Genomic DNA, 24,734 nt, shown 5'->3' on the forward strand with positions numbered 1-24,734 from the left:
GCGGGGGTTATTTGTAGGTGATGCGGGTTCCGGTGGTGGGGGTCCAGGTGAGGGTGCCGCCCTGGAAGGTTTGGGTGCAGCGGTTGTTGGCGCAGGTCTCGGGTCCGGTGGGGTAGCCGAGGCGTCCCCTTTCGTAGCCGGTGCCGGCCCAGGTGCTGCGGATGGCGCCGAGGGTTGCGTGGGCGCCGGTGGCGGTGGTCCAGTGGATGGCGCCGCGCTGGTAGTTCTGGTAGCAGCCGCCGTCGACCAGGCCGCAGGTCTGGGGTCCGGTGGGGTAGCCGAGGCGTCCGTTCTCGTAGCCGGTGCCGGCCCAGGCGCGGCGGATGGCTCCTGTGGTGGCGTGGGCTCCGGTGGCGGTGGTCCAGTGGATGGCTCCGCGCTGGAAGCTCTGGTAGCAGCCGCCGCCGACGAGGGTGCAGGTTTCGGGCCCGGCCGGGAAGCCCAGGCTCCCGGTCTCGTAGCCGGTGCCGGCCCAGGCGCGGCGGATGGCGCCCAGGGTTGCGTGGGCTCCGGTGGCGGTGGTCCAGTGGATGGCTCCGCGCTGGTAGTCCTGGTAGCAGCCGCCGTCGGTGATGCCGCAGATTTCCGGGCCGGTGGGGTAGCCGAGGCGCCCGTTCTCGTAGCCGGTGCCGGCCCAGGTGTTGCGGATGCCGCCGAGGGTTGCGTGGGCTCCGGTGGTGGAGGTCCAGTGGATGGTTCCGCGTTGGAAGTTCTGGTAGCAGCCGCCGCCGACCAGGCCGCAGGTTTCGGCTCCGGTGGGGTAGCCGAGGCGTCCCTTTTCGTAGCCGTGTGCGGCCCAGGCGGTGCGGATGGCGCCGAGGGTGGCGTGGGCTCCGGTGGCGGTGGTCCAGTGGATGGTTCCGCGTTGGAAGTTCTGGTAGCAGCCGCTGCCGAGCAGGCCGCAGGTTTCGGGTCCGGTGGGGTAGCCGAGGCGTCCTTTTTCGTAGCCGGTGCCGGCCCAGGTGGTGCGGATGGCGCCGAGGGTTGCGTGGGCTCCGGTGGTGGCGGTCCAGTGGATGGATCCGCGCTGGTAGTTCTGGTAGCAGCCGCCGCCGATCAGACCGCACACCACACCCGACGTCGCCCCGCCGAGCTTCGTCGTCCGCCCCGCCAGGGTCGTGATTGCTGCACTGCCCGCAGACGGCGCAGGAGCAGTGTTGTTCCGGGCGAAGGCCTGGAGGGCACTCAGGGTGGAGGGCCACTGGTTCCAGTCGCCGACGACGGGCCCGATGCTCGTGTACTGCCACAGCTCGTAGCCCGTCCACCCTGCGGGCAGCGTCCCGGCGCCGGAGTTGTTGTAGTTGGCGATGTGCAGGGGGTGGTCGGCGAATGCCGTCGAGTACCCGGTGCAGGTGTTCCACCAGTCCGTGGTGGTGTAGATCATGGGCAACCGACCGGTGCGGGTGACCACCGTGTTCGAGAAGTCCCTGATCCAGCTCACCATCTGTGCCGCGCTCATGTTGTAGCAGCTGTTACCAAGGCTGGGGTACGGGTTGTATTCGACGTCGAGCAGCGGGGGCAGTGTCTTTCCGTCGTTGACCCAGCCGCCACCATTGTTGATGAAGTAATTTGCCTGCTGCGCACCCGTCGAGACATTCGGGATGGCGAAGTGGTAAGCGCCCCGCAGCATCCCGGCTGCTTCCGATCCGCCGTACTGCGGAGAGAAGAAAGGATTGATGTAGCCCGTCGCTTCGGTCGCCTTGACGTAGGCGAACTGTGACCCCTGGTTGCGGGCAGCACGCCAATCGACGGTCTCCTGGTGGCTGCTGACGTCGACTCCGTAAACACCTGAGGGGCGCCAGTAGCTGACTGCCGCAGTGCCCGTCGGCGCGTCAGCATCAACGGGCGCCACCTGCGGGTCACCCGTCGTCGCGAGGCGTTCGATGCCCTGCCCGAGAGAGCTCCCATCCGGTCCGATCTCCGACGCCAGTGCCCGCTGGTTCGCGGCCATCTGGTCGACGGTGAGCACGGAATCGGCAGTCTTCTCCGCATCGGACAGCGAAGCGTCCAGGGAGTTCGTGTCCTGCTGTGCGGTTGCCCCGCCCTCGATGTCCGCCTGTCCAGGGGTATGGTCCACGAGCGGTTCCTGGGCGGCGGCAGCCTGCATGGGTCCGGCCAGCAGGGCGGCGATGAGACCGGCAGTCGCCAGACGACGCAATTTCGGTGGTGTCACTGTCTTCTCCGTGGGTTGAAACGTCCGAAGCCGGCCAGCGGTGCGTGGCCTCGCTTCACGTGCAGATGACGCGGTTCCTGTCATCGGGGGTTATTTGTAGGTGATGCGGGTTCCGGTGGTGGGGGTCCAGGTGAGGGTGCCGCCCTGGAAGGTTTGGGTGCAGCGGTTGTTGGCGCAGGTCTCGGGTCCGGTGGGGTAGCCGAGGCGTCCCCTTTCGTAGCCGGTGCCGGCCCAGGTGCTGCGGATGGCGCCGAGGGTTGCGTGGGCGCCGGTGGCGGTGGTCCAGTGGATGGCGCCGCGCTGGTAGTTCTGGTAGCAGCCGCCGTCGACCAGGCCGCAGGTCTGGGGTCCGGTGGGGTAGCCGAGGCGTCCGTTCTCGTAGCCGGTGCCGGCCCAGGCGCGGCGGATGGCTCCTGTGGTGGCGTGGGCTCCGGTGGCGGTGGTCCAGTGGATGGCTCCGCGCTGGAAGCTCTGGTAGCAGCCGCCGCCGACGAGGGTGCAGGTTTCGGGCCCGGCCGGGAAGCCCAGGCTCCCGGTCTCGTAGCCGGTGCCGGCCCAGGCGCGGCGGATGGCGCCCAGGGTTGCGTGGGCTCCGGTGGCGGTGGTCCAGTGGATGGCTCCGCGCTGGTAGTCCTGGTAGCAGCCGCCGTCGGTGATGCCGCAGATTTCCGGGCCGGTGGGGTAGCCGAGGCGCCCGTTCTCGTAGCCGGTGCCGGCCCAGGTGTTGCGGATGCCGCCGAGGGTTGCGTGGGCTCCGGTGGTGGAGGTCCAGTGGATGGTTCCGCGTTGGAAGTTCTGGTAGCAGCCGCCGCCGACCAGGCCGCAGGTTTCGGCTCCGGTGGGGTAGCCGAGGCGTCCCTTTTCGTAGCCGTGTGCGGCCCAGGCGGTGCGGATGGCGCCGAGGGTGGCGTGGGCTCCGGTGGCGGTGGTCCAGTGGATGGTTCCGCGTTGGAAGTTCTGGTAGCAGCCGCTGCCGAGCAGGCCGCAGGTTTCGGGTCCGGTGGGGTAGCCGAGGCGTCCTTTTTCGTAGCCGGTGCCGGCCCAGGTGGTGCGGATGGCGCCGAGGGTTGCGTGGGCTCCGGTGGTGGCGGTCCAGTGGATGGATCCGCGCTGGTAGTTCTGGTAGCAGCCGCCGCCGATCAGACCGCACACCACACCCGACGTCGCCCCGCCGAGCTTCGTCGTGCGCGCCGCCAGGGCGGCAATCGCGGACTCTCCCATGGATGACGCGGACTGCGGGCCTGTGACCGTGACACGCGCGCCTGCGCTGTCCAGCGCATCGATGCGCACCTTGGTGCCGGCGTGCGTCGTGAAGGTCTGGCCCGCCTGCCAGGTGAGGGACGTGTTGCCCCACCCGGAGCGCATGCTGTCCGGGGTGAGGACGATCGACGCATTGCCGCTCCACCCGAGGATGTCCTTCTTCGTGATCTTCACGCCGCGGTTGCCCCCGACGGCTGTGGCCACGTCGTAGCCGACGGGCGCGCGGTATTCCACGTAATAGACCTCGCCGCTCGTGGGATCCGTGAACTTCACCGCGCGATTCGACGCCGTTCCGGCCCAGGGCCGGAGGGTGACCGTCCGCGGAGAAGTAAGGGCGCCGAGGTTCAGGATCTCGTCCCCTCGCCCGAATCCGCCGTACTCCCAGAGGAACGAGTTGATCTGGGGGGAACTGGTCTGCGCGTAGCCCATGAGGTCCGAGGTGTCGCTGTATTCGGCGGAGTAGCAGGCGGGGTCGGCCCACGAGCCACCCGAGCGCGGAACGTCGGAGCGGGCGTTGTTACAGGCCAGCGAGTTCGCGTGGTGGAGTCCCAGGACGTGGCCGAATTCGTGCGTGACGACGTTGTTCGTCAGGGCCGACGGGTAAGGCATGATCACCCGGCCGCTGGTGGCACTGTCAGTGAACCCGCCACCGAGGATGCCCCAGGATCCGTTGTAGTTGAGGTCCTTGTGCGGGACGAAGATCACCAGGGCTTCGTAGGAGTTGGATTGCCAGTTCAACTCTTCCGTCACAATCCTCATGATCGTGTTGTAGGAATCGGTGATTTTCGCCTTCGAAACGTGCCGGTATTCGTCGACCTTCGTCATCGAGAGCCGCCCTGCAGACGCGGAATTCCAGTACGCGTTGCTGGCAATGATCGAGTTCCGCGCCGCCGTCATGTTGATCGCATTGGTATCGGCAACTGTCTTCCCCGACAGTTGCACGGCGACCAGCGTGACCTTGAAGGTTCCGGACCGCGGTGCGATCGCTGCGGTCCCGGCGCTGCCGTCGAGATTCGACGGCGCGGCGGTCTTCAGGGGGGTGACGGGCTCTGCGTAGTGCTCTCCGTAACGGGCGTTCGAACCGGGCTCCTCGAGGGGATTCCAGTCCAGATCCGGGACGAAGGACGTCACCTCGTCCTGCGCCGCGGGCTGTTCGGCCGGAGCCGCGTCCTGGGTGGGCGCCGGAGCTCTCGGCGCGGTGGTCGCCACCGGGGCCGGCGCCGCGGTCGGCGCAGGCGCCGCCGTCGGAGCCGTGGTGGCCGAGGGCTCAGGAGGAGCCGTCGGCGAGACGGTGGGAGCGGGAGTCGCGGCGGGCGACGGAGCGGTCACAGCATCGGTTGCTACTGCGGGAACCGCGCTGCCGAGAAGTCCGACGGACAACAGGGCGGCGCACAAGAGCCGGGCGGGGGCGGTCAGGGTCAAGGGTTTCTCCAGCAGAGTCCGGGCGTCAGCCAGCTGAGTGAATTCCCGTGCAGACTACAGTTCTGTTACGGGCGTGACTAACGTTTCGGAAGTGAAGGAGGAATCTTAGGCAAAACCTGCGCTTTTGTCCGAGTCCGACGCGGCGTGTCGGTCTTGCGCAGTGCCGAACGCTGTGATTTCCGTCCCGTCCTTTGCCTGTGCACATATGCCGCGCGCCCTGTTCGGGCGCGCTTCCGTTCAGTAGGGTGAGGTCGCGGAAGCAATTCCGGGCCCGAACGCCATATCGACGTCGCGGGCGGACATATGGGGGACATCAATGGATGCTGTTCGCTTTGTCGAGGGCGAGGTGCGGGAGCTCATCCGCAGGCGCGGACTCGACCCCGCCCGCCAGGTCGGCGAGGTGCAGCTCCTGGTGCATGACGCCGTCGCCGACTACGAGGAGCGCTCGGTCCTCGGGGTCCTCCCACCGCTGGGACGCCTTGATGCCGCCCGCAAGCAGATCTACGACGCTGTGGCGGGGTTCGGAGCCCTGCAACCCCTGCTCGACGATCCGACCATCGAGGAGGTCTGGATCAATGCGCCCTCGGAGGTCTATGTCGCACGGAACGGTGAATCCGAGCTCACGGACCTGTCGCTGACGGATCAGCAGGTACGCGACCTCGTCGAGAAGATGCTGAAGTCCTCCGGGCGGCGACTGGACCTGTCCTCGCCCTTCGTCGACGCCTCGCTGCCCGACGGTTCCAGGCTGCATGTCGTGATCCCGGACGTGACCCGCACCCACTGGTCCCTGAACATCCGGAAGTTCATCGCGCGTGCCTCGAGGCTGGAGCACCTCGTGGAGCTGGGCACACTGTCCCCGCACGCTGCACGGTTCCTCGGCGCGGCCGTCGCTGCCGGCCTGAACATCCTGGTATCCGGGGCCACCCAGGCGGGCAAGACGACGATGCTCAACTGCCTGGGAGCCTCGATCGGCCCGCGGGAGCGGGTCATCACCGTCGAGGAGATCTTCGAGCTGCAACTGCCGCTGCGCGACGTCGTCGGCCTGCAGTGCCGCCAGCCCAACCTCGAAGGGCACGGGGAGATCCCGCTGCGGCGCCTCGTGAAGGAGGCCCTGCGGATGCGGCCGGACCGGCTGATCGTCGGCGAGGTGCGCGAGGCCGAGAGCCTGGACATGCTCATCGCCCTCAACAGCGGACTGCCGGGGATGTGCAGCGTCCATGCCAACAGCGCGCACGACGCCGTCACCAAGATCTGCACCCTGCCGCTCCTGGCGGGCGAGAACATCTCCAGCAGCTTCGTGGTGCCGACCGTCGCGTCCTGCATCGACCTGGTGGTGCACTGCGCCCGGCTGCCCGGCGGCCAGCGTCGGGTCACGGAGATCATGGCGCTGGGGCGGCGCGTGGAGAACGGCGTCATCGAGTCCTCCCCGGTGTTCCGAAGGATTGACGGGAGCCTCGAGCTCACGGCCACCGGAATGCCCGCCGAGGAGAAGTTCGCGGCCGCGGGTGTCGACGTCGCGTCGCTCCTGGGGGCGCGCGCATGACCACGGCGGCGGGTGTCGGCGTCGGGGTCGGCCTGTTCCTGATCTGGTGGTCGTGCTGGGAGCGGCCCCCGAGGGAACGCAGGGCGCCCACGCGGCGGCGGCCCCTCGACGATCTCCTCCTGCGGGCCGGGGTCGAGCGGGTGTCGGTCCGCGGACTGCTCGCCACCTGCGCCGCCACGGGACTCCTCGTACTCCTCATCGTGTTCGTCCTGACCCGGTCGGGGCCGATCGCGCTGTGTTTCGCGCTGTTCGGTGGATTCCTGCCCTTCTCGATCGTCCGATGGCGCGCGGCGAGGCGCAGCGCTTCTCTGCGCGAGCTGTGGCCCGACGTCGTGGACCACCTCCGCTCGGCCATCCGGGCGGGCCTGTCGCTGCCCGAGGCACTCATCCAACTGGGCGAGAAGGGGCCGCTCGAACTGCGTCCGGCCTTCCGCGCCTTCGGCTCCGACTACCGCGCGGGCGGACGGTTCGACGACGCGCTCAACCGGCTCAAGGAGCGGATGGCGGACCCGGTCGCGGACCGCATCGTCGAGGCGCTCCGCATGACCCGGGAAGTGGGCGGATCGGACCTCGGCCGGTTGCTGGGCACACTGTCCGAGTTCCTGCGGGACGCCGCCCGCACCCGCAGCGAACTGGAGGCCCGGCAGTCCTGGACGATCAACGCCGCCCGCCTGGCCGTGGCGGCACCCTGGTTCGTCCTCATGCTGCTGTCGACGCGCCCAGAAGCCGTGCGCGCGTACAACACGGCAGGCGGAGCGGTCGTGCTGCTGGGCGGGCTCATCGTCTCCGTCGTCTGCTACCGCGTCATGCTCCGGATCGGGGCGCTGCCCGAGGACGAGCGGGTGCTCCGATGACGCCGGCGGTCGCACTGGCGATGCTGTGCGGGCTCCTGCTCGGTGCGGGTCTGTGGCTGGTCTTCGTCCGCCTCCCGGTCATGCGTGCCACGACCCTGACGGAGCGCATCGCGCCCCAGCTGCGCGCCGTGGACCTGCGGTCCCGGTTGCTCATGGACCCGCCCGGCAATGTCACACCCTTCGGGCCGCTCGAGCGCATCCTACGTCCGCTGCTCGCCGACGCGGTCGCGTGGTCGCACCGCTTCAACCCGGCAACGGCGACCCTCGCGCGCAGGCTCGCCCAGGCGGGACGGGAGCAGACGCCCGCCGATTTCCGGGCCCAGCAGCTGCTCTGGGCCGCAGGGGGACTCGCCGCGTCGACGCTGGTCATGGTGCTCCTGGCGGCCGCGGGATCGATCAACGTGCCGCTCGCCGTGGTGATCGTCCTCGGCTGCGCCGTAATGGGGTTCGTGGGCCGCGACTACCTCCTCTCGTCCGATATCAGGAGACGCGAGGCGCGCATGCTCGCCGAGTTCCCCAGCCTCGCGGAGCTCATGGCCCTGGCCGTCTCCGCGGGGGAGAGCACGACGGGCGCGCTCGAGCGCATCTGCAGGACGGCGACGGGCGAGCTGGCCGGCGAGTTCGCCCTCGTGCTCGCCGCGACGCGCGCGGGCAAGCCGCTCGTGGAGGCCCTGCAAGACTTCTCGCACCGCACCCGCCTCGCCCCGCTCGCGCGGTTCGTCGACGGCATCACGGTCGCGGTCCAGCGCGGCACACCGCTCGCGGACGTCCTCCGCGCCCAGGCCCAGGACGTCCGCGACCTGGCGAAGCGCGAACTGATGGAATCCGCCGGCAAGAAGGAGATCGCCATGATGGTCCCGCTGGTCTTCGGTGTCCTTCCGCTGACCGTCCTCTTCGCCGTCTACCCGGGCATCGCCCTGATCAATCTCGGCCTCTGACACTGCAACCCCGCCACGGAAGGGAAACGCCATGAAGATCATGACCAGCACCTCGCGCCTCGCCCACCTCCTCCTGAGCGCCCTGTCGGTCCTCCTGGCCAGATCCGGGGACCGGGAGCGCGGTGACGTGCCGGGCTGGGTCATGATCACGCTGATGTCGGCGGTCCTCGTCGCCGCGCTGCTGGCGATCGCGGGTCCCGCCCTGGAGGGCCTGTTCAACCAGGCGATCGACCAGGTCTCGCCGTAGGTAATGGTCGTCGCGATGCGCCACCCCCGCCCCGGTCGCTCGCGCTGCGAGGACCGGGAGCGCGGTGCTGCCGTCGTCGACTTCGCCCTCGTCGGAGGCCTGCTGACGGTCGTCTTCGTCGCGATCCTCCAGCTGACGCTCGTCCTGCACGTGCGGAACACCCTCATCGACGCCGCCGCCTCGGGAGCGCGGTACGGCACGCTCGCGGACCGCTCCCCGCAGGACGCCGTGGGACGCGCGGAGGACCTGATCCGCGGTTCACTCGCCGACTCCTACGGGTCCGACGTCTCGGTCGGTGAGAGCACGGTCGGCGGCGTCAGGACACTCGAGGTGGTCGTCCGGGCCCCGCTGCCCGTCATCGGACTCATCGGACCGGCAGGGATCCTGGAGGTGCGGGGCCATGCGGCGCTCCCGTCCTGAGGCGGCGCCCGACCGATCGGCCCTCCGCGCGGGCGCGGGAACCGGTTGTCACCGGGGCCCTCGACTCCGCCGCCCCGGGTCGGAACGGGGGAGTGCCGTCGTGGAGTTCGTCTTCCTGGGGGTGCTGCTCCTCGTACCGGTCGTCTACCTCGTCCTCACGGTCGGGCAGCTCCAGGGTGGCTCGTTCGCCGTCGTCGGTGCCGCCGACCAGGCGGCGAAGGTCTACGCGGACGCGACCACCCCGCAGGAGGCCGACGCGAGGGCGCGGGAGGCGGCGCGCATCGCGCTGGCCGACTTCGGGTTCGGCCCGGAGCAGGCCGTGGTGGACATCGCCTGCAGCGGGGAGTGCCTCACGCCGGGGACGACCGTGACGGTCGTCGTCCGCCTCGAGGTCCCCCTCCCTCTGGTCCCGGCCATCGCGGGGACCCATCCCTCGGCGGCCACCGTGGACGCGACGTCGACGCAGATCGTCGAGCGCTTCGGATGACCCCGCCCGCCGTCAGGGCGAACGCAGCGCGCGGCGAGGACGGGCAGATCGGCGTCCTGGTCATCGGCTACCTGCTCGTCTGCCTCTTCGTCGTCACCGTCGTCCTCGCGGTGTCGGCCGTCTACATCGAACACAAGAAGCTCCTGTCCGCGGCGGACGGCGCGGCGCTGGCGGCCGCCGACAACTACAGCATCGATGTCGGTGGGGGAGGAGGAGGCGCGACGACGCCGCTTCCGGCCCTGCAAGATTCAGGAGTGGAGGAATCGGCGGCGGGATACCTCGCCGCGACCGGGGCAGGGGCCCGGTTCGAGCAGCTGTCCGTCGACCCGTCGACCGGCGCGGAGGATGGACGGACCGCCCGGGTGGTCCTCACCGCCGTCGTCCGCCCACCGATCGTGAACTTCCTCGTGCCCGCCGGCATCCCGATCGTCGCGCAGGCGGACGCCCGCGCCGAACTCGTCCGGTAGACCGGCGGCAGCGCCCAGATATTCCTTCGAATGGCTTCGCTGCCGAACGCAACCGCGATTGCACGACGTCCCCAATGTGCAGTGCAAGCGGCGCTTTCGTCGTCGAACTCGGCTACTTGTCGTCCGCGACTGCAGTGGGTGGAACACCCAGCGTCGCGAGTTGTGCTCCCAACGCTGAAGCAAGCGACATCGAGTAGGTCGCAGTGAGATGGCTCTTGTCACGGAACACCAGGACGTTCCCGATGACCGGAGCGCACTGTTCCGTCGGACAGATCATGTCCGTCAGGTCGATCCAGGATGCACCAGTCGCTTGAACGGCCCGCTCTTGGTCCTGCCGTGCATTGTTCAGAGCTTCCTCGCGGGGGACCGCGCAGTTCGTCATTTGAGTTGGATTGATTTCGACACATTCAGGAACGTTGATTCCCGGAATCGGGATGTCGGCTATCGCCACGAGCGGGATTCCTGCTGCGAGGATGGGTTCCCACGCGCGAGTAAGACCGTCCGAAAGGGAGCTTCCATCGGCAGGATCGTATTCCGCCGTCGACACGACCACTAGATCGGGTCTCTCATCGAGTAGCTGCTCTGTGACGTTGGAGTTCCACGCTGCGCACTCCTCATATTGCGACCCGTCCGTAAGGTTCAGTGGGCTATCCACCAACGGACATGACGACTTGGTGTCTGTTTCGAGCCGGAAACCCTTTTCGGTCGCAAGCTGTGTAAGCGCAGGAGCCCAGTGCGCGGCGTGAGAATCTCCCACGAGAGCGACGGTGTACTGCGCGTCTTCGTCACCGTAAGCGCATGATCTGGGGGTGGTTTCCTCCACACCCAGGTGGCAACCGTCCTCGTACAACGCCGGATTGTCCTTCGGCGCTGCCAGGGCGTCTGGCCTGAACGTGGTCTGGTCGACAGGCATGCCTACAGCGGGGTCGATCGCGAGCAACTCCGCACCGGCAGGTGGGGTCGAGGCTTGATCTCCTTCAGCAGAAAGCCCCGAAGCATAGGCGGTGGTGTCGACGGGTGGGCGTGCAACCACCATGACTGCGATGGCCGCCGAACCGACCATGCACATTGCCAGTGCCCCCAGTCCGAGCGTTCGGAGATTCCCCGCGAGGCGCGGAGTCCTCAGCGCTGGTGTCTCGACGAACCGGAAGCTCAGGTAGGCGGGAATGAGGGAGAGCAGGACGATGGCAATACCTTCATGGAGCGCCAGCCCGCCCAGGAGGAAGGTGCCGATGACTATCAGCGGCCAGTGCCAGAGGTACAGCGAGTAAGAGATGTCACCGATGAACTGCATCGGTTTGAGCGACAATATCCGCGAGGCAGCAGTGTCGTGGTGCATGCCGCCGACGATTACCGCCGCAGCACCGAGAGTGGGCAGCAGGGCGGCGTATCCAGGGAACTGTGTGCCCGCGGAAAAGAAAACGGCCGCAGCGAGCATCGCTGCGATGCCGCCTACACCGATGAGGTTCGAGGCCAGAGGGCCCATGCGAGGCAATGTTGTCGCGGTTACTGCCAGAAGGCAGCCGATGCCGAGTTCCCACATGCGCGTGGTCGTGACGAAGTATGCCGCTCCGGGGTTCGCCGTCGTATAGAAGACGGAATAGGCCAGTGACGGGATGGTGATGAGGAGCGCGGCTGCCAGCGCGTATTTCTGCAGGCGGCCCTCGCTGACGAATTGCCTACGGTGACTCCTGCGCTTACGGGCCAGAACGATGGCGACGACGAGCAGCAGCGGCCAGACCAGGTAGAACTGCTCCTCGACAGAAAGAGTCCAATAGTGCTGCAGCGGACTGGGTGCGTCGCTGCTGCGCAAGTAGTCCGTTGCCGTGCCGGCGAAGACCCAATTCACGACGCTGAAAACGGAGCCCAGGAGTTGAATCCCGAAATCGTCCCACCGTGACCTCGGCAGGATCGTGATCGTCAGCAACGTCGTCACGGCGAGGACTATCAGCGCTGCAGGAAGGATCCGTTTCGCTCGGCGGGCATAGAAGGACAGCAGAGATATCCTGCTGCTCTGTCGTGCTTCGCGGAGGAGGATGCCCGTGATGAGGAACCCGGAAATCACGAAGAATATGTCGACACCGACGAAGCCGCCGGGCAAGAAGGGCGCTCCTGCGTGATAGATGAGGACGAGCCCTACCGCGATTGCTCGCAGCCCCTGGATGTCCGCGCGCCGACGATGCGGCGCGGAAACCGCATCAGGGCGCGCGGGAGTGGTGGTTTGAAAGGACATGCTTCCCCTGAACGTTGGAACCTGCACCGATTATGCCTCACTGCGCTCCGGCCCAGCTCAGCGGCTCCGCTGCCGTCGGACCAAGGGGTCAACCGCGGCGTGGCAGTGGGGCAGGTCGGATCCGGCTCGTTCGCGGTCATCGAGGACGCCGATCAAGGTAATCGTCGCGGAGGCGGACGCCCGCGCCGAACTCGTCCGGTAGACCGGCGGCAGAGCCCCATGACGTAGGCTGGACGGACCATGGCAACCACTGATTTTCCCGCAGAGATCCGCGCCCTGCGCGCCAAGTACCAGTCGATCGAGCAGGTCTCCGACGTCGAGGGGATTCGCAAGGACATCGAGGAGCTGAGCGAGGAAGCGGGAGCCCCGGACCTCTGGGACGACCCCGCGGCAGGGCAGAAGGTGACCTCGAAGCTGTCCCACCGCCAGTCGGCCCTCGAGCGCCTCGAAACGCTCGAGAGCCGCATCGACGACCTCGAGGTCCTCGTCGGGCTCGCCCAGGACGAGGGCGACGAGGACTCCCTCGCCGAGGCCGAGCGGGAGCTCGTCTCCCTCGGGAGGTCCCTCGATGACCTCGAGATCGTCACGCTGCTGGCCGGCGAGTGGGACGAACGCGAGGCCGTCGTGACCATCCGCTCGGGCGCCGGAGGCGTGGACGCCGCCGACTTCGCCGAGATGCTCCTGCGCATGTACCTGCGCTGGGCCGAGCGCCACGGCTACCCGACGCAGGTCCTCGACACCTCCTACGCGGAGGAGGCGGGCCTGAAGTCCGCGACGTTCGAGGTCAAGGCGCCGTACGCTTTCGGCACGCTGTCCGTGGAGGCCGGGACGCACCGCCTCGTCCGCATCAGCCCCTTCGACAACCAGGGCCGGCGCCAGACCTCCTTCGCCGCGGTCGAGGTCATCCCGCTGATCGAACAGACGGACGTCATCGAGGTGCCCGACAACGAGATCCGCGTCGACGTCTTCCGGTCCTCCGGGCCCGGAGGACAGTCCGTCAACACCACGGACTCCGCGGTGCGCCTGACGCACCTGCCCACGGGGCTCGTCGTCTCCATGCAGAACGAGAAGTCGCAGATCCAGAACCGCGCCGCCGCCATGCGGGTCCTCCAGTCGCGGCTGCTGCTGCTCAAGAAGGAGCAGGAGGACGCCGAGAAGAAGGCGTTCGCGGGCGACGTCAAGGCGTCCTGGGGCGACCAGATGCGCTCCTACGTGCTCAACCCCTACCAGATGGTCAAGGATCTGCGCACCAACCACGAGGTCGGCAACACGTCGTCGGTGTTCGACGGGGAGATCGACGACTTCATCGACGCCGGCATCCGGTGGCGCACGAACAACCGCAACGAGGCCGGCTAAAAGGTACGCGTCTTCGGGCGCAAACTACCTGTTTACCGCGGAAATACTTGCCTGCGACACACCGCGGATGTAGTGGGCGATTGCGGGCGAATCGTTATAGTCGAGTAGCCGGCGTCCCGTCCCCGAACCAATGCCCGTGCCCCGGCGATCCACGGGCGCAGAGTGATCATGATTCGATTCGACGACGTCACGAAGACCTACGACCACACGTCGCAGCCCGCCCTCGATGCCGTCTCCCTGGACATCGACCGCGGCGAGTTCGTCTTCCTCGTGGGCGCTTCCGGGTCCGGCAAGTCGACCTTCATCCGCCTGGTCCTCAAGGAGGACCGGGCCTCGCGGGGCGCGGTCTACGTGGCCGGCCAGAACGTCGCGAACATCCCCAGCTGGCGCGTGCCCCGCCTGCGCCGGGGCATCGGCGTGGTCTTCCAGGACTTCCGCCTCCTCCCCAACAAGACGGTCTTCGCGAACGTCGCCTTCGCCATGCAGGTCATCGGCAGGAGCCGGGCCGTCATCCGCGAGACCGTGCCGGACGTCCTCGCCACGGTGGGCCTCGAGGGCAAGGACAACCGCATGCCGCACGAGCTGTCCGGCGGCGAGCAGCAGCGCGTCGCGATCGCCCGTGCGATCGTCAACCGCCCCGGCATCCTGCTGGCCGACGAGCCCACCGGGAACCTCGACCCGACCACCTCCATGGGCATCATGAAGATCCTGGACACCATCAACCAGAACGGCACCACGGTGGTCATGGCCACGCACGACGACGACATCGTGAACACGATGCGCAAGCGCGTCGTGGAGCTCCGCGGCGGGTCCGTGGTGCGCGACGACGCCCAGGGCATCTACGTGGGCCGGTCCGAAGTACTCGCCGGATGAGGGTCGCCTTCATCCTGTCCGAGATCGGCTCGGGCATCCGCCGCAACCTGTCCATGGTCACCTCGGTGATCCTGGTGACCTTCATCTCGCTGACCTTCGTGGGCGCGGCCGGCCTGTTCCAGCTGCAGATCAACCAGATGAAGGGCTACTGGTACGACCGCGTCCAGGTGACCGTCTACCTCTGCGTGGACAACTCGTCGGAGGCGAGCTGCGCGGCAGGGCCGGTGACGGAGGACCAGCGCGAGGCCATCGAGGCGAAGCTCGAATCCCGGCAGTTCGCCCCGTACGTCGACACCGTCACGCACGAGACCCAGGAGGAGGCGCTCGTCCACTTCCGCGACCAGTTCGCCAACTCGCCGATCGTCGACTCCGTGACGGCCGATCAGCTGCCCGAATCCTTCCGCGTCGGCCTCGTCGACGCCGAGAAGTACGAGGTCATCAGTGAGGCGTTCTCCTCGGAGCCCGGCGTGGACGCGGTCAGCGACCAGCGGGACTTCCTCGAGGCGATCTTCCGCTACATGAACTGGGCGTCCGTCGTCGCGCTCGGGATCGCCGGGGTCATGACGTTCTGCGCCGTCCTGCTGATCGCCACGACCATCCGGCTCTCGGCGTTCAGCCGACGCCGGGAGACCGGCATCATGCGCCTGGTCGGCGCGTCCAAGGCCGTCATCCAGCTGCCGTTCATCCTCGAGGGCGTGATCGCCGCCGTGATCGGGGCGGCCCTCGCGTCCGCGACGCTGTGGGCGGCCTCCCGCTTCCTGATCGACGGCTGGCTCGTGAACACGTTCCCGCAGACGGCGTTCATCTCCTCGCAGCAGGTCCTGCTCCTGGTCCCGGCGCTCATCCTGCTCGGCGCCCTCCTGGCAGGGATCTCGTCCCTGCTCACTCTTCGACGATACGTGAAGGTCTGACAGCGATGATGCTCAGTGCCAGGGGACACACATGCTCGCCGGGATCGTCGTGGCGGGCGCGCGGGGACAAGCGGACCGTCGCAGTCCGTGGAACGGCGGGGGTGTCGATCGCGCTCGCCGCCGCCCTCGCCTTCGGCTCCGGTACCCCGGTCGTGGCGGACGAGCTCGACGACCGCAAGAGCGCCCTCGAGAAGGAGGTCGCCGAGGTCCAGCAGTCCATGGAATACCTCGACGGGGACATCGCGGAGACCATCGGCGCGCTCAGGACCTACCAGGACCAGCTGCCCGCGGCGCAGCAGTCCCTGGCCGATGCCCAGGGCCGGGTCGAGACGGCGGCGGACGACGTCGGAGCCCTCGCGGTGCGCGTCGACCTGGCGCAGGAGACGAAGACGAAGATCACCGAGGAACTCCGCGCCGACCGGGAGGAGATGGACGAGACCCGCGAGGTGATCGGCCGGATCGCCACCGAGGCCTACAAGAACGGCGGCGTGCCCACCAACGTGTCGCTGCTGCTGGGCGCCGACGGCGTCGAGGACTTCACCCGCTCCATGGACATGGTGGACCAGGCCCTGCGCAGCCAGAATGCCGCGATGGCACGGTTGTCCGAGCAGAATGCGACGAACGAGAACAGCCAGGCACGCCTCGTCGCCGTCGAGGCCGAGATCGCGACGCTCAAGGAGGAAGCCGACGCCGCCCTGGCCGCCGAGCAGTCGGCGCGCGACGCCGCGGCAGGGGAGAAGGCCAAGGTGGACAAGCTCGTGGCCGACACCTCCGCGCTGTCCGCGGAGCTGCAGAAGAAGAAGCCGGTCATCGAAGCGAAGCTGGCCGGGGTCGAGAAGGCGCAGCAGAAGGTCAACGCCGACATCGCCGAGCGCCAGCGCCGCCAGATCGAGGAGGCGCGCAAGGCCGAGGAGGCGCGCCAGAAGGCGGAGCAGGAACGCCTCCGCGCCGAGGCGGAGGCAGCGGCCGCCGCCGAGGAGGCCCGCCGCAGGGCCGAGGCGGAAGCCGCCGCAGCAGCCGAGACGGCTCGCCGGGCAGCGGAGGCGGCGGCCGCCGACAAGCCCGCGCCCGCGCCGGTGCCGCCGAAGGTCGTCGCCCCGGTGGCGCCCGTCATCCCGGAGCCACCCGCCCCCGCGCCGTCCGGCCCCGCCGGGTTCGGCCTGAGGTCACCGGTCGGCGCACCGATCTCGTCCGGCTTCGGGTACCGCCCGACGCCGTTGGGCACCATCGACTTCAACGGCACGGGTGGCTACGTGCACACCGGGATCGACTACGCCGTGGGCTGCGGCACGCCCCTGTACGCGCCGGCCGCCGGCGAGGTCTGGTACGCGGACTCGGGCGTCCTGCCCGGCGCCGGCAACCGGATCGTCCTCAACCACGGCGTGGTCGGCGGCAACGCGCTCGCGACCAACTACTACCACCTCACGAACTACGTGGTCTCGGTGGGGCAGCGCGTCAGTGCCGGGCAGCTGATCGGGTACACGGGCCGCACGGGGAACTCCGACGGCTGCCACCTCCACTTCGAGACGATGCTGAACGGCACGCTCGTGGACCCGCTCGGCCTGCTCGGGTCGTAGGATGGAAGGCACTGCCCACCCGCGGGCCGCCGTCCGCAGCAGTGTCGCGAGAAGGAGTAACGCCGTGCCGAAGGAAAGTGGCCGGAAAGTGGTGGCCACCAATCGGAAGGCCTTCCACGACTACGCCGTGCTCGACACCTACGAGGCGGGGATCGCCCTGATGGGCACCGAGGTGAAGTCGCTGCGCGCCGGACGCGCCTCCCTCGTCGACGGCTACGCGGTCTTCTACAACGACGAGCTCTGGCTCGAAGGCATCCACATCTCCGAGTACTCGCAGGGCAGCTGGACCAACCACGCCGCCCGCCGCCGGAGGAAGCTGCTCCTGCACCGCGAGGAGCTCACCAAGATCTCGCAGAAGATCCGCGAGTCCGGCTTCACCCTCGTCCCGCTGCAGCTCTACTTCCTCAACGGCCGGGCGAAGGTCGAGATCGCCGTCGCCCGGGGTAAGCGCGACTACGACAAGCGGCAGACCCTGCGCGAGAAGCAGGACAACCGCGAAGCGCTGCGCGCCATGCGTGAGAAGAACCTCGGCGCATGAGCGACGTCTTCTGGGAGACCCAGGAGGACGAGGATCCCGAGCCGTCGGAGCTGAGGTTCAAGCGGCCCTGGTGGGTGACGCTTGGCGCCCTGGTGGACCTGGTCCTGCTGCTGATCGTGGTGCCCGTCGGGATCCTCTCCCTGATCCCGTTCGTCTTCCTCGTCTACGTCTTCTTCGCGCAGGTCCTCGTCTGGATCTCGCCCGTGCTGCTGGCCCTGAACGCGGCGATCTTCTGGTGGGGGTTCCGCCGCAAGCAGGCCGCGACCACCGCCCTGGCGGCCCTCGGCATCGCCTTCGTCACCCTGGCCTTCGTGGTCGTGCGCCTCTGGCAGTCGCCGGTCGTCATCCTGGGCATTCCGCTGGGGCAGTGACCCGCCCCGTTCACCGGTGGCGAAGCCCCGCCGGCGGGTTCCGCGGGTGGGGTAGCATGGAGGAACTGGACGGCCGGTGGGCCGGACGGCACAGGGATCACTTGATAACTGAACATGGGGATGACAGGTTTCGACGATGTTAGTCGCGACAGGGGAAGCGGGCCGAGGATACAGGGTTATCTCGTAAACGCTCCTTGTAAAACAATAAGTGCCGAACAAAAGCGCACTGACTTCGCTCTCGCTGCCTAAGCAGCCTAGCTAGTCCGTCAGCCCGGGTTTGCTCTCGCCCCGGATACTGGCGTCATTTAGAGGGCCACTGCTCCCGGTCCTCGTTGTAGGGACCGGGGGGACTCTTATGCAACTGGGCTCGGCAGTCACCCGTTCGCAGGATGACTGGAGCCGAGAAAAACCGACGCGAACTGCGCCCGGAGAAGCCCTGACTACACTGCATCGGACGCGGGTTCAATTCCCGCCATCTCCACCACTGATGAAACGCCTCGCCGGTCCCCGGCGGGGCGATTCGTCGTCCGCGGCCGGGGAACCCTTCTCCCGGACGGTGGACGCGTCTACCCTTGATCCCACGCCGACGTCCGGGGGACGGAATGAACCGCATACTCGTGCACCTCCTGACCGCCCTGTGCTGTGCCCTGATGGCGGCCGGCAGCCTCGCCACGGCGCCGCCGGGCCAGGCCCTCACCGCGATCGACGCACGGTATGCGCAACTCGGCGGCGCCGCAGGGCGCCTCGGGGCTCCCGCGGGTGCCGAGTTCTGCGGGCTCCGCAACGGAGGGTGCCAGCGGAACTACCAGCGCGGTTCCATCGTCTGGTCGCCGGCCACGGGAGCGCAGCCCTCGTACGGTGCCATCCGCCAGACGTGGCTGGCGTACGGCTCCCAGAACGGCCGCTTCGGGTATCCCACGGGGCCCGAGGTGTGCGGGCTGCGCGATGGTGGCTGCTACCAGAACTACCAGGGCGGGTCGATCATCTGGTCGCCGACCACGGGGGCGCGCATCTCCGTCGGGGCGATCCGGGCACGGTGGGCCTCCACCAACTTCGAGAACGGCGCCCTGGGCTATCCGGTCTCCAACGAGGAGTGCAGTGCGGGGACCTGCAAGCAGCGGTACCAGCGCGGCCTCATCACGTGGACGGCCAGGGCTGGAACGGTGCTGTCCCGCGACATCGACGTCGCCTCGTCCTCGGTGGTCGTCGTCAACAAGCGCCGCCCGCTGAGCCCGGCGCGGTACGCCCCCGGTCCGCTGGTGGGAGTGGGCGGTCCGTCGCTGCGCAGCGACGCGGCGCAGCAGTTCACGCGGCTGCTCGCCGATGCCAGGGCCTCGGGCGTCGCGATGGTCCCGGTCAGCGGATACCGCTCGTTCGACACGCAGGCCTCCCTCTACACCTCCTACGTCAATCAGTACGGGCGGGTGACGGCGGACCTCATCTCGGCACGCCCCGGCTACAGCGAACACCAGACGGGCCTGGCCATCGACATCGGGAACAGCAACGGGGCGTGCGGTCTGCAGGAATGCTTCGCGGGCACGCCGGCCGGGGCCTGGGCGGCGCAGAACGCGTGGCGGTACGGGTTCATCATCCGCTACCCGCGGGGCCAGACCTCCGTGACCGGGTACGCGTACGAGCCGTGGCACCTGCGGTACGTGGGCACCACGATCTCCTCGGAGATGCGCGCGCATCGGCTGCCGACGCTCGAGCACTACATGTCGCTCCCGGCGGCGCCGTCCTACTGACCGGTTCCCCGCGGACCGGGAGCCCGGCGCGCGAACTACACTGGGGCGATGAGCTGGACTGACAGGACGCCGTCGTGGCTCCCCCCGCTACCGCCGCCCCGCCGGGGACGCGGCCTGATCGTGCTCGGCTGGATCCTCGTGGGGAGCACCTTCGTGTACATCTTCGTCATGAGCTATCTCGGCGGGACCCACACGCTCTACACGCTCATCCCCCTCCTGCTCGGCCTCCTCTGCCTGATCACGGGCCTGCTCCGGCGGGACACGCGCACACGGTAGGCGTGTTGCCGCGGCTTTATTTACGCGATAAAAATAAGGAATGACCTCCCAACCGCTCCACCTCTCGCGCGGCTGCACCAGCGTGGTGCTGGACCCGCATCCCTACGGCATGCCCACCATCGCGTACTGGGGCCCCGACCTCGGCGACGTGAGCCCCGACGAGCTGCGCGGGATCACCACGGCACACCAGCCCCAACGCGTGTCCGGCGGGATCGACGTCCCGGCGCTTCTCACCCTCCTGCCGCTCGAGTCCGCGGGCTGGCAGGGGACACCGGGGCTCCTGGGTGACCGCGCGGGCGCCCAGCTCTACCCGCGGTTCACGGTGACCACGATGGAGCGGCAGGACGGCGGCGCGCTCGTCGAGGCGCGCGACGACGACGCCGGGCTCTCCGTGCGTGCGCGCCTCGCCCTCACGGAGGCCGGCCTCTTCACACAGAGCCTGGAGGTCACGAACACGGGCGACGACGACTACGAGGTGCGCGCCCTCAACCTGTTCTTCCCGCTGCACCACACGGCGGCCGAGATCCTGGACACCACCGGCCGGCACCTGCGCGAACGGTCGCCCCAGCGCCACGACCTCACCACCGGCACCTACGCGCGGACCAGCCGGCGTGGCAGGCCGGGGGCGGACGCCACCGTCCTGCTGGCCGCGGGTACCCGCGGGTTCGGGTTCGAACACGGTCTCGTCCAGGGCATCCACCTCGCGTGGAGCGGCAACCAGCAGGTGCTCGCCGAGAAGACCCCCGCCGGCTCCGTGTTCCTCTCGGCCGGCGAGGTGCTGTCCCCCCGCGAGGTCGTGCTGGCGCCGGGGGAGAGCTACACCACGCCGCCCGCCGTCGGATCCTGGGGGCACGGGCTGAACGAGCTCTCCGGCCGTTTCCACCGGGACCTCCGGGCACGGGACTCCCACCCGCGGCGCCCCCGCCCGGTCACGCTCAACACCTGGGAGGCCGTCTACTTCGCCCTGGACCTCCCACGCCTGCTGGCCCTCGCGGACCGCGCGGCGTCCCTCGGCGTCGAACGGTTCGTGCTCGACGACGGCTGGTTCCGCGGGCGTCGCGACGACACCTCCAGCCTCGGCGACTGGTTCGTCGACGAGACGGTGTGGCCCGACGGGCTGGCACCGATCATCGACCACGTACGGAACCTCGGCATGGAGTTCGGCCTGTGGTTCGAACCCGAGATGGTCAACCCGGACTCGGACCTCGCCCGCGCCCATCCGGACTGGATCCTGCAGGCGGAAGGCCGGCTGCCGCTGCCGGGACGCCAGCAGCAGGTCCTGAACCTCGGCCATCCGGACGCCTACGCGTACATCCTCGAGCGCCTGGACGACATCCTGACGGCCAACGACATCGCGTACGTGAAGTGGGACCACAACAGGGATCTCCTCGAGGCCGCGGATGCGAGGACGGGCCGGGCCGCCGTCCACCGGCACGTCGAGGCGCTCTACCGCCTGCTCGACGAACTGCGGAGCAGGCATCCGGGCCTCGAGATCGAGAGCTGCGCCTCGGGGGGTGCACGCGTGGACCTGGGGATCCTCGCGCGGACGGACCGCATCTGGACGAGCGACTGCATCGATCCGATCGAACGGCTCGTCAACCAGAAGTACACGGGCCTCGTCGTGCCGCCGGAACTGCTGGGCATGCACATCGGCGGTCCGGTCTCGCACTCGACCGGCCGCTCCCACACGCTGCCGTTCCGGGCTGCCACCGCGATCTTCGGCCATTACGGCATCGAGTGGGACATCTCCGACCTGACGGAGGCGGAGTACGAGATCCTCGGCCGCTATGTGGCCCTCCACCGGTCCTGGCGCGACGATCTGCACCGCGGCAGCGTGGTGCACGCCGAGTGTCCGGACCCGGCGATGGACCTGCGGGGGATCGTGTCCGCCGACCGGCGCCGCGCCCTGTTCGGGTACTCGCTCACCGCGTCCAGCGCGAGCTACCCGCCCGGCCCCCTCACGTTCCCGGGCCTCGACCCCGAGGTCCTCTACGAGGTGCGTCCCGCGGTCCCGGAGGAGGGGCATCCCGGCAACGGGCAGTCGCCGCTGGCTTGGCTGCAGCGGGCCCTCGAGGGGGAACCGGTGCGCCTGTCCGGGCGGTCCCTGGCCCGGGCGGGCGTCCAGGCTCCCGTGCTGCTGCCCGAGCAGAGCCTGCTGATCGAGTTCCGCGCCGTCGACGGCTAGGCCTGCGTCGGGACGACGGTGGCCACCGCCGTCGTCCCGACGGGCAGCGCCCGGTCCTCACGGTTCGAAGGTGAGCGTCTCCGTGTAGAGGGACAGCAGCGCCTGGGTTCCGCCCTCGTGCATGGCGCGGCGCTGGCGCTGCGCGCCGGTGCCGCGCTCGGCGACGGTCTCGAGGCCCGCCTTCACCCACTCCGTGTCGCCCTCGGCCTCCAGCGCGGGGCCCACGTGCTCGAGGAACGCCGCGAGGTGCCGGTCGGCGGGCACGGGCTCCGCCGTCGCGAGGTCCATGAGGTGGCGTCCCATCCCGTCGCGCGCGGCCTGCCAGAGGGCGGCGTCGAGCAGCTCCGGATCCGGGACGAGGGGAGCGGTGTCGGCCTCGGCCGCCTGGAGCTCCGTGACGACGAGCGCGCGCGTCAGGGCGCCGAGCAGTACCGAGTCCTGCGCCTCGAGCTGGACGTCGCACGCCCTGAGCTCGAGCGTGGGGTAGTGGTCGGAGAGCCGGGCCACCCAGGTGAGGACGCCGCGGTCGAGGATCGCGCCCGTCGCGGCGAGCCGCGTGATCCGGCGCTCGTAGTCGGCGGCGTCCGCGAAGTACGGGGCGATCCCCTGGACGGCCCAGCGCCGGTAGTGGATCACCCGCCAGCTGTCGAACCCGCTGTCGCGGCCCAGCCAGAACGGGGAGTTCACGCTCAGGGCCGCCAGCAGGGGGATCCACGGGCGGATCCGGTTGAGGGCCTGCACGCCCCGTTCGGGATCCGGCACCCCCACGTGGACGTGCAGGCCGTTCACGAACTGGTCGCCGACGATGCCGGGCGCACTGGCCCGGAGGTCCTCGTAGCGCTGCTTGTCGGTCAGCTCCGGGTAGGCCTGCGGGATCCGCGGCGCCGTGCCGGTCGCCGCGCCGATGCTCCCCGTGCGTGCTGCCGCGTCCGCGAACCTCCTCCTGAAGTTCAGCAGCGACTCCTCGGCCTCCGTCAGGGTGGAGCAGACCGGGGTGGCCGTCTCGATCTGGCACGAGAGCAGCTCGCGCTGGATCTCGTCGGCGCCGACCTCCGGGTGGGATTCGAGGATGCCCTCCACCTCGGCGGCGTGAGGGGCGGGCAGCCCCGATTGCGGGTCGAGGAGGAGATACTCCTCCTCCAGTCCGAGCGTGGTCATCGGAACACTCCGTTCAGCGGGCAGGGCGCGGGGCATTGCAGGTCCCGACCAGTCTAGGAGGGCGTGGCGTGCTCCCGTGACCCGGCGTCGACCGTGCAGCCCGCGTGGGGGGCCGTGCTCTCGATCCACAGCGACCGCGCGAGGGCGGCGTCCACCGGCAGGCTCGGCCCGGAGGCGTCCGCGCCGACGCGCAGTTCGATCAGCGCACCGGCACCGTCCCGGGCCAGCAGGAGGTCGGCGTCGAGCGCGATGCCGTGCCGGTCGAGGAGGCGCAGCACGTCGGGGTCCTCGTCGCTGACCCGGGCGAGACGGCCGAGGTGGCCCTCGTCCAGGCCGTCGAGCCGATGCGCCGGAGGGTAGCGGACCCGGCCGTCCGCGCCCGGGATCGGATCACCGTGCGGATCGCGTGCGGGCCGTCCCAGTTTCAGGTCCAGGCGCTCGACGAAGGCGTCCGAGACCGTGTGCTCGAGCAGCTCCGCCTCGTCGTGCACCTCGTCCCAGCCGTAGCCGAGTTCGGTGACGAGGAACGTCTCGATGAGCCGGTGGCGGCGGACCATCGCGAGGGCGAGCGCCCGGCCGGACGGCGTCAGGCTGATCGGCCCGTACTTGCGGTGCTCGGCCAGGCCCAGGCCCACGAGCTTGCCCACCATGCCCGTGACGGACGAGTTCGCGACCCCCAGGCGGGCGGCCAGGTGCGACGCCGTGATCGGCTCCGCCTGCCATTCCGTGAACGCGTAGACGGTCTTCACGTAGTCCTGCACGCTGGTCGATTCGATACTGAGCACGGCGCCCCGGCGGCCCGCCATCAGGCGCCCCGCAGCCGTGCGTCCGGCGTGCCCGAGGGGGCGGCCGCCGTCCGTCGCCGGCGTGCCTGCCACAGCACGCCGTCGGGCCTGCCGACGAGGTAGACGACCGCGAACACGAGGGCCTGGCACAGCACGACGGCGGCACCGGTGGAGATGTCCAGGTAGTAGCTGGCGTAGATCCCGGCCACGGACGCCGCCACGGTCAGCACGACGGCGATCACCAGCATGCGGTCGAAGCTCCGGGCGAGCAGGAACGCCGTGGCGCCGGGCGTGATGAGCATCGCCACGACGAGGATGATGCCCACGGCCTGCAGGCCCACGACGACGGTCGTCGCGAGCAGGCCGAGGAGCAGCGCGGACAGGAACCGCGTGTTCAGGCCGATCACGTGGGCATGCGTGCGGTCGAAGGCCAGCAGGGTGAGGTCGCGGCGCTTGACCAGCAGCACGACGAGGGTCAGCACACCGAGGACGAGCACCTGCCAGACGTCGCCCGCGGACACCCCGAGGACGTTGCCGAACAGGATGTGCATGAGGTCGATCTGCGACGGCGTGGCCGAGACGATGGCCAGGCCCGCGGCGAAGAGGCCGGTGAAGACCACGCCGATCACGGTGTCCCCCTTCAGCTTGGTGGTCGACCGGACGAGCCCGATGAGCGCCACGGCCCCGACGCCGAAGACGAAGGCGCCGATGGCGAAGGGGATGCCGAGGATGTAGGCGAGGGCGACGCCGGGCAGGACCGCGTGCGACACGGCGTCGCCCATCAGCGACCACCCCATGAGGATGAGCCAGCAGGAGAGCACCGCGGCGACGACGGCCGCCGCGACGGTGACGGCGAGGGCCCTCGTCAGGAAGCCGTACTGGAGCGGTTCGAGGAGGAACGCGAGGACGTCCATG

22 protein-coding genes and 1 other RNA gene are annotated in these 24,734 nt (G+C 69.2%); 17 read left to right on the forward strand and 6 right to left on the reverse strand.

The features are described from left to right. Nucleotides 1-7: 7 nt before the first annotated feature. Nucleotides 8-2,173 (reverse strand): GH25 family lysozyme, encoded by a 2,166-nt coding sequence (locus ACSGDB_RS06705; RefSeq protein ID WP_434993733.1) that lies wholly within the window; start codon nt 2,171-2,173, stop codon nt 8-10. A 90-nt stretch (nt 2,174-2,263) separates the two neighbouring features. Then, complete coding sequence (locus tag ACSGDB_RS06710; protein WP_434993734.1) at nt 2,264-4,762, reverse strand: hypothetical protein; 2,499 nt, start codon at nt 4,760-4,762, stop codon at nt 2,264-2,266. Between the two features lie 409 nt (nt 4,763-5,171). Here ACSGDB_RS06710 and ACSGDB_RS06715 point away from each other — a divergent pair, with 409 nt between their 5' ends. The 7 genes from ACSGDB_RS06715 to ACSGDB_RS06745 all read left to right on the forward strand — a co-directional run bounded on the left by ACSGDB_RS06715 (nt 5,172) and on the right by ACSGDB_RS06745 (nt 9,811). Beyond that, nucleotides 5,172-6,398, forward strand: a complete 1,227-nt coding sequence (locus ACSGDB_RS06715; protein ID WP_434993736.1) for a CpaF family protein — start codon at nt 5,172-5,174, stop codon at nt 6,396-6,398. Further along, nucleotides 6,395-7,252, forward strand: a complete 858-nt coding sequence (locus ACSGDB_RS06720) for a type II secretion system F family protein (protein WP_434993737.1) — start codon at nt 6,395-6,397, stop codon at nt 7,250-7,252. Before ACSGDB_RS06715 ends, ACSGDB_RS06720 begins: the two co-directional genes overlap by 4 nt. Continuing rightward, nucleotides 7,249-8,190: a type II secretion system F family protein gene (locus ACSGDB_RS06725; protein ID WP_434993738.1), complete on the forward strand. Its 942-nt coding sequence runs from the start codon at nt 7,249-7,251 to the stop codon at nt 8,188-8,190. The genes ACSGDB_RS06720 and ACSGDB_RS06725 overlap by 4 nt, the downstream gene beginning before the upstream one ends. A gap of 31 nt (nt 8,191-8,221) precedes the next feature. After that, nucleotides 8,222-8,437, forward strand: coding sequence for a hypothetical protein (locus ACSGDB_RS06730; RefSeq protein WP_434993739.1), 216 nt, complete (start codon nt 8,222-8,224; stop codon nt 8,435-8,437). 15 nt (nt 8,438-8,452) lie between these two features. Then, nucleotides 8,453-8,857, forward strand: coding sequence for a TadE/TadG family type IV pilus assembly protein (locus ACSGDB_RS06735; RefSeq protein ID WP_434993740.1), 405 nt, complete (start codon nt 8,453-8,455; stop codon nt 8,855-8,857). 100 nt (nt 8,858-8,957) lie between these two features. After that, nucleotides 8,958-9,344 (forward strand): hypothetical protein, encoded by a 387-nt coding sequence (locus ACSGDB_RS06740; RefSeq protein ID WP_434993741.1) that lies wholly within the window; start codon nt 8,958-8,960, stop codon nt 9,342-9,344. Continuing rightward, nucleotides 9,341-9,811, forward strand: a complete 471-nt coding sequence (locus tag ACSGDB_RS06745) for a pilus assembly protein TadG-related protein (protein WP_434993742.1) — start codon at nt 9,341-9,343, stop codon at nt 9,809-9,811. The genes ACSGDB_RS06740 and ACSGDB_RS06745 overlap by 4 nt, the downstream gene beginning before the upstream one ends. Nucleotides 9,812-9,923: 112 nt before the next feature. Here the strand turns inward: ACSGDB_RS06745 and ACSGDB_RS06750 are convergent, their stop codons facing one another. Further along, nucleotides 9,924-12,044 (reverse strand): acyltransferase family protein, encoded by a 2,121-nt coding sequence (locus ACSGDB_RS06750; protein ID WP_434993743.1) that lies wholly within the window; start codon nt 12,042-12,044, stop codon nt 9,924-9,926. A 240-nt stretch (nt 12,045-12,284) separates the two neighbouring features. On the opposite strand from ACSGDB_RS06750, the gene prfB reads away from it, so the two are divergent. From prfB to ACSGDB_RS06800, 10 genes are all read left to right on the forward strand, one after another. Beyond that, nucleotides 12,285-13,400, forward strand: a complete 1,116-nt coding sequence (gene prfB / locus ACSGDB_RS06755; protein ID WP_434993744.1) for a peptide chain release factor 2 — start codon at nt 12,285-12,287, stop codon at nt 13,398-13,400. Nucleotides 13,401-13,568: 168 nt separating this feature from the next. Next, entirely contained in the window at nt 13,569-14,273 is a 705-nt protein-coding gene (gene ftsE / locus ACSGDB_RS06760; RefSeq protein WP_434993745.1) for a cell division ATP-binding protein FtsE, read from the forward strand. Further along, nucleotides 14,270-15,184 (forward strand): permease-like cell division protein FtsX, encoded by a 915-nt coding sequence (ftsX, locus tag ACSGDB_RS06765; protein WP_434993746.1) that lies wholly within the window; start codon nt 14,270-14,272, stop codon nt 15,182-15,184. The genes ftsE and ftsX overlap by 4 nt, the downstream gene beginning before the upstream one ends. 101 nt (nt 15,185-15,285) lie before the next feature. After that, nucleotides 15,286-16,761: a peptidoglycan DD-metalloendopeptidase family protein gene (locus tag ACSGDB_RS06770; RefSeq protein WP_434993747.1), complete on the forward strand. Its 1,476-nt coding sequence runs from the start codon at nt 15,286-15,288 to the stop codon at nt 16,759-16,761. A gap of 64 nt (nt 16,762-16,825) precedes the next feature. Then, nucleotides 16,826-17,299: an SsrA-binding protein SmpB gene (gene smpB / locus ACSGDB_RS06775; protein ID WP_434993748.1), complete on the forward strand. Its 474-nt coding sequence runs from the start codon at nt 16,826-16,828 to the stop codon at nt 17,297-17,299. After that, the gene (locus ACSGDB_RS06780; RefSeq protein WP_434993749.1) at nt 17,296-17,670 is read left to right on the forward strand and encodes a hypothetical protein; all 375 of its coding nucleotides are present in this window, start codon (nt 17,296-17,298) and stop codon (nt 17,668-17,670) included. Before smpB ends, ACSGDB_RS06780 begins: the two co-directional genes overlap by 4 nt. A gap of 116 nt (nt 17,671-17,786) precedes the next feature. Continuing rightward, nucleotides 17,787-18,154, forward strand: a transfer-messenger RNA (tmRNA) gene (gene ssrA / locus ACSGDB_RS06785). Between the two features lie 118 nt (nt 18,155-18,272). Next, on the forward strand, nt 18,273-19,415 hold the full coding sequence (locus ACSGDB_RS06790; protein ID WP_434993750.1) for a D-alanyl-D-alanine carboxypeptidase family protein: 1,143 nt from the start codon (nt 18,273-18,275) through the stop codon (nt 19,413-19,415). 48 nt (nt 19,416-19,463) lie between these two features. Continuing rightward, on the forward strand, nt 19,464-19,691 hold the full coding sequence (locus ACSGDB_RS06795) for a hypothetical protein (protein WP_434993751.1): 228 nt from the start codon (nt 19,464-19,466) through the stop codon (nt 19,689-19,691). Nucleotides 19,692-19,731: 40 nt separating this feature from the next. After that, nucleotides 19,732-21,876 (forward strand): alpha-galactosidase, encoded by a 2,145-nt coding sequence (locus ACSGDB_RS06800; protein WP_434993753.1) that lies wholly within the window; start codon nt 19,732-19,734, stop codon nt 21,874-21,876. A gap of 57 nt (nt 21,877-21,933) precedes the next feature. On the opposite strand, the gene ACSGDB_RS06805 is transcribed toward ACSGDB_RS06800, so the two are convergent. The 3 genes from ACSGDB_RS06805 to ACSGDB_RS06815 are packed head-to-tail and all read right to left on the reverse strand — an operon-like array spanning nt 21,934 to nt 24,733. Beyond that, nucleotides 21,934-23,034: a carboxylate-amine ligase gene (locus ACSGDB_RS06805; protein ID WP_434993754.1), complete on the reverse strand. Its 1,101-nt coding sequence runs from the start codon at nt 23,032-23,034 to the stop codon at nt 21,934-21,936. A gap of 53 nt (nt 23,035-23,087) precedes the next feature. Then, nucleotides 23,088-23,912, reverse strand: a complete 825-nt coding sequence (locus ACSGDB_RS06810; RefSeq protein ID WP_434993756.1) for a metal-dependent transcriptional regulator — start codon at nt 23,910-23,912, stop codon at nt 23,088-23,090. Continuing rightward, on the reverse strand, nt 23,840-24,733 hold the full coding sequence (locus tag ACSGDB_RS06815) for a metal ABC transporter permease (RefSeq protein WP_434993758.1): 894 nt from the start codon (nt 24,731-24,733) through the stop codon (nt 23,840-23,842). Before ACSGDB_RS06815 ends, ACSGDB_RS06810 begins: the two co-directional genes overlap by 73 nt. Nucleotide 24,734: the final 1 nt, after the last annotated feature.

This window comes from Arthrobacter sp. Ld5, from assembly GCF_051172775.1.
Taxonomy (GTDB): Bacteria; Actinomycetota; Actinomycetes; order Actinomycetales; family Micrococcaceae; genus Arthrobacter_D.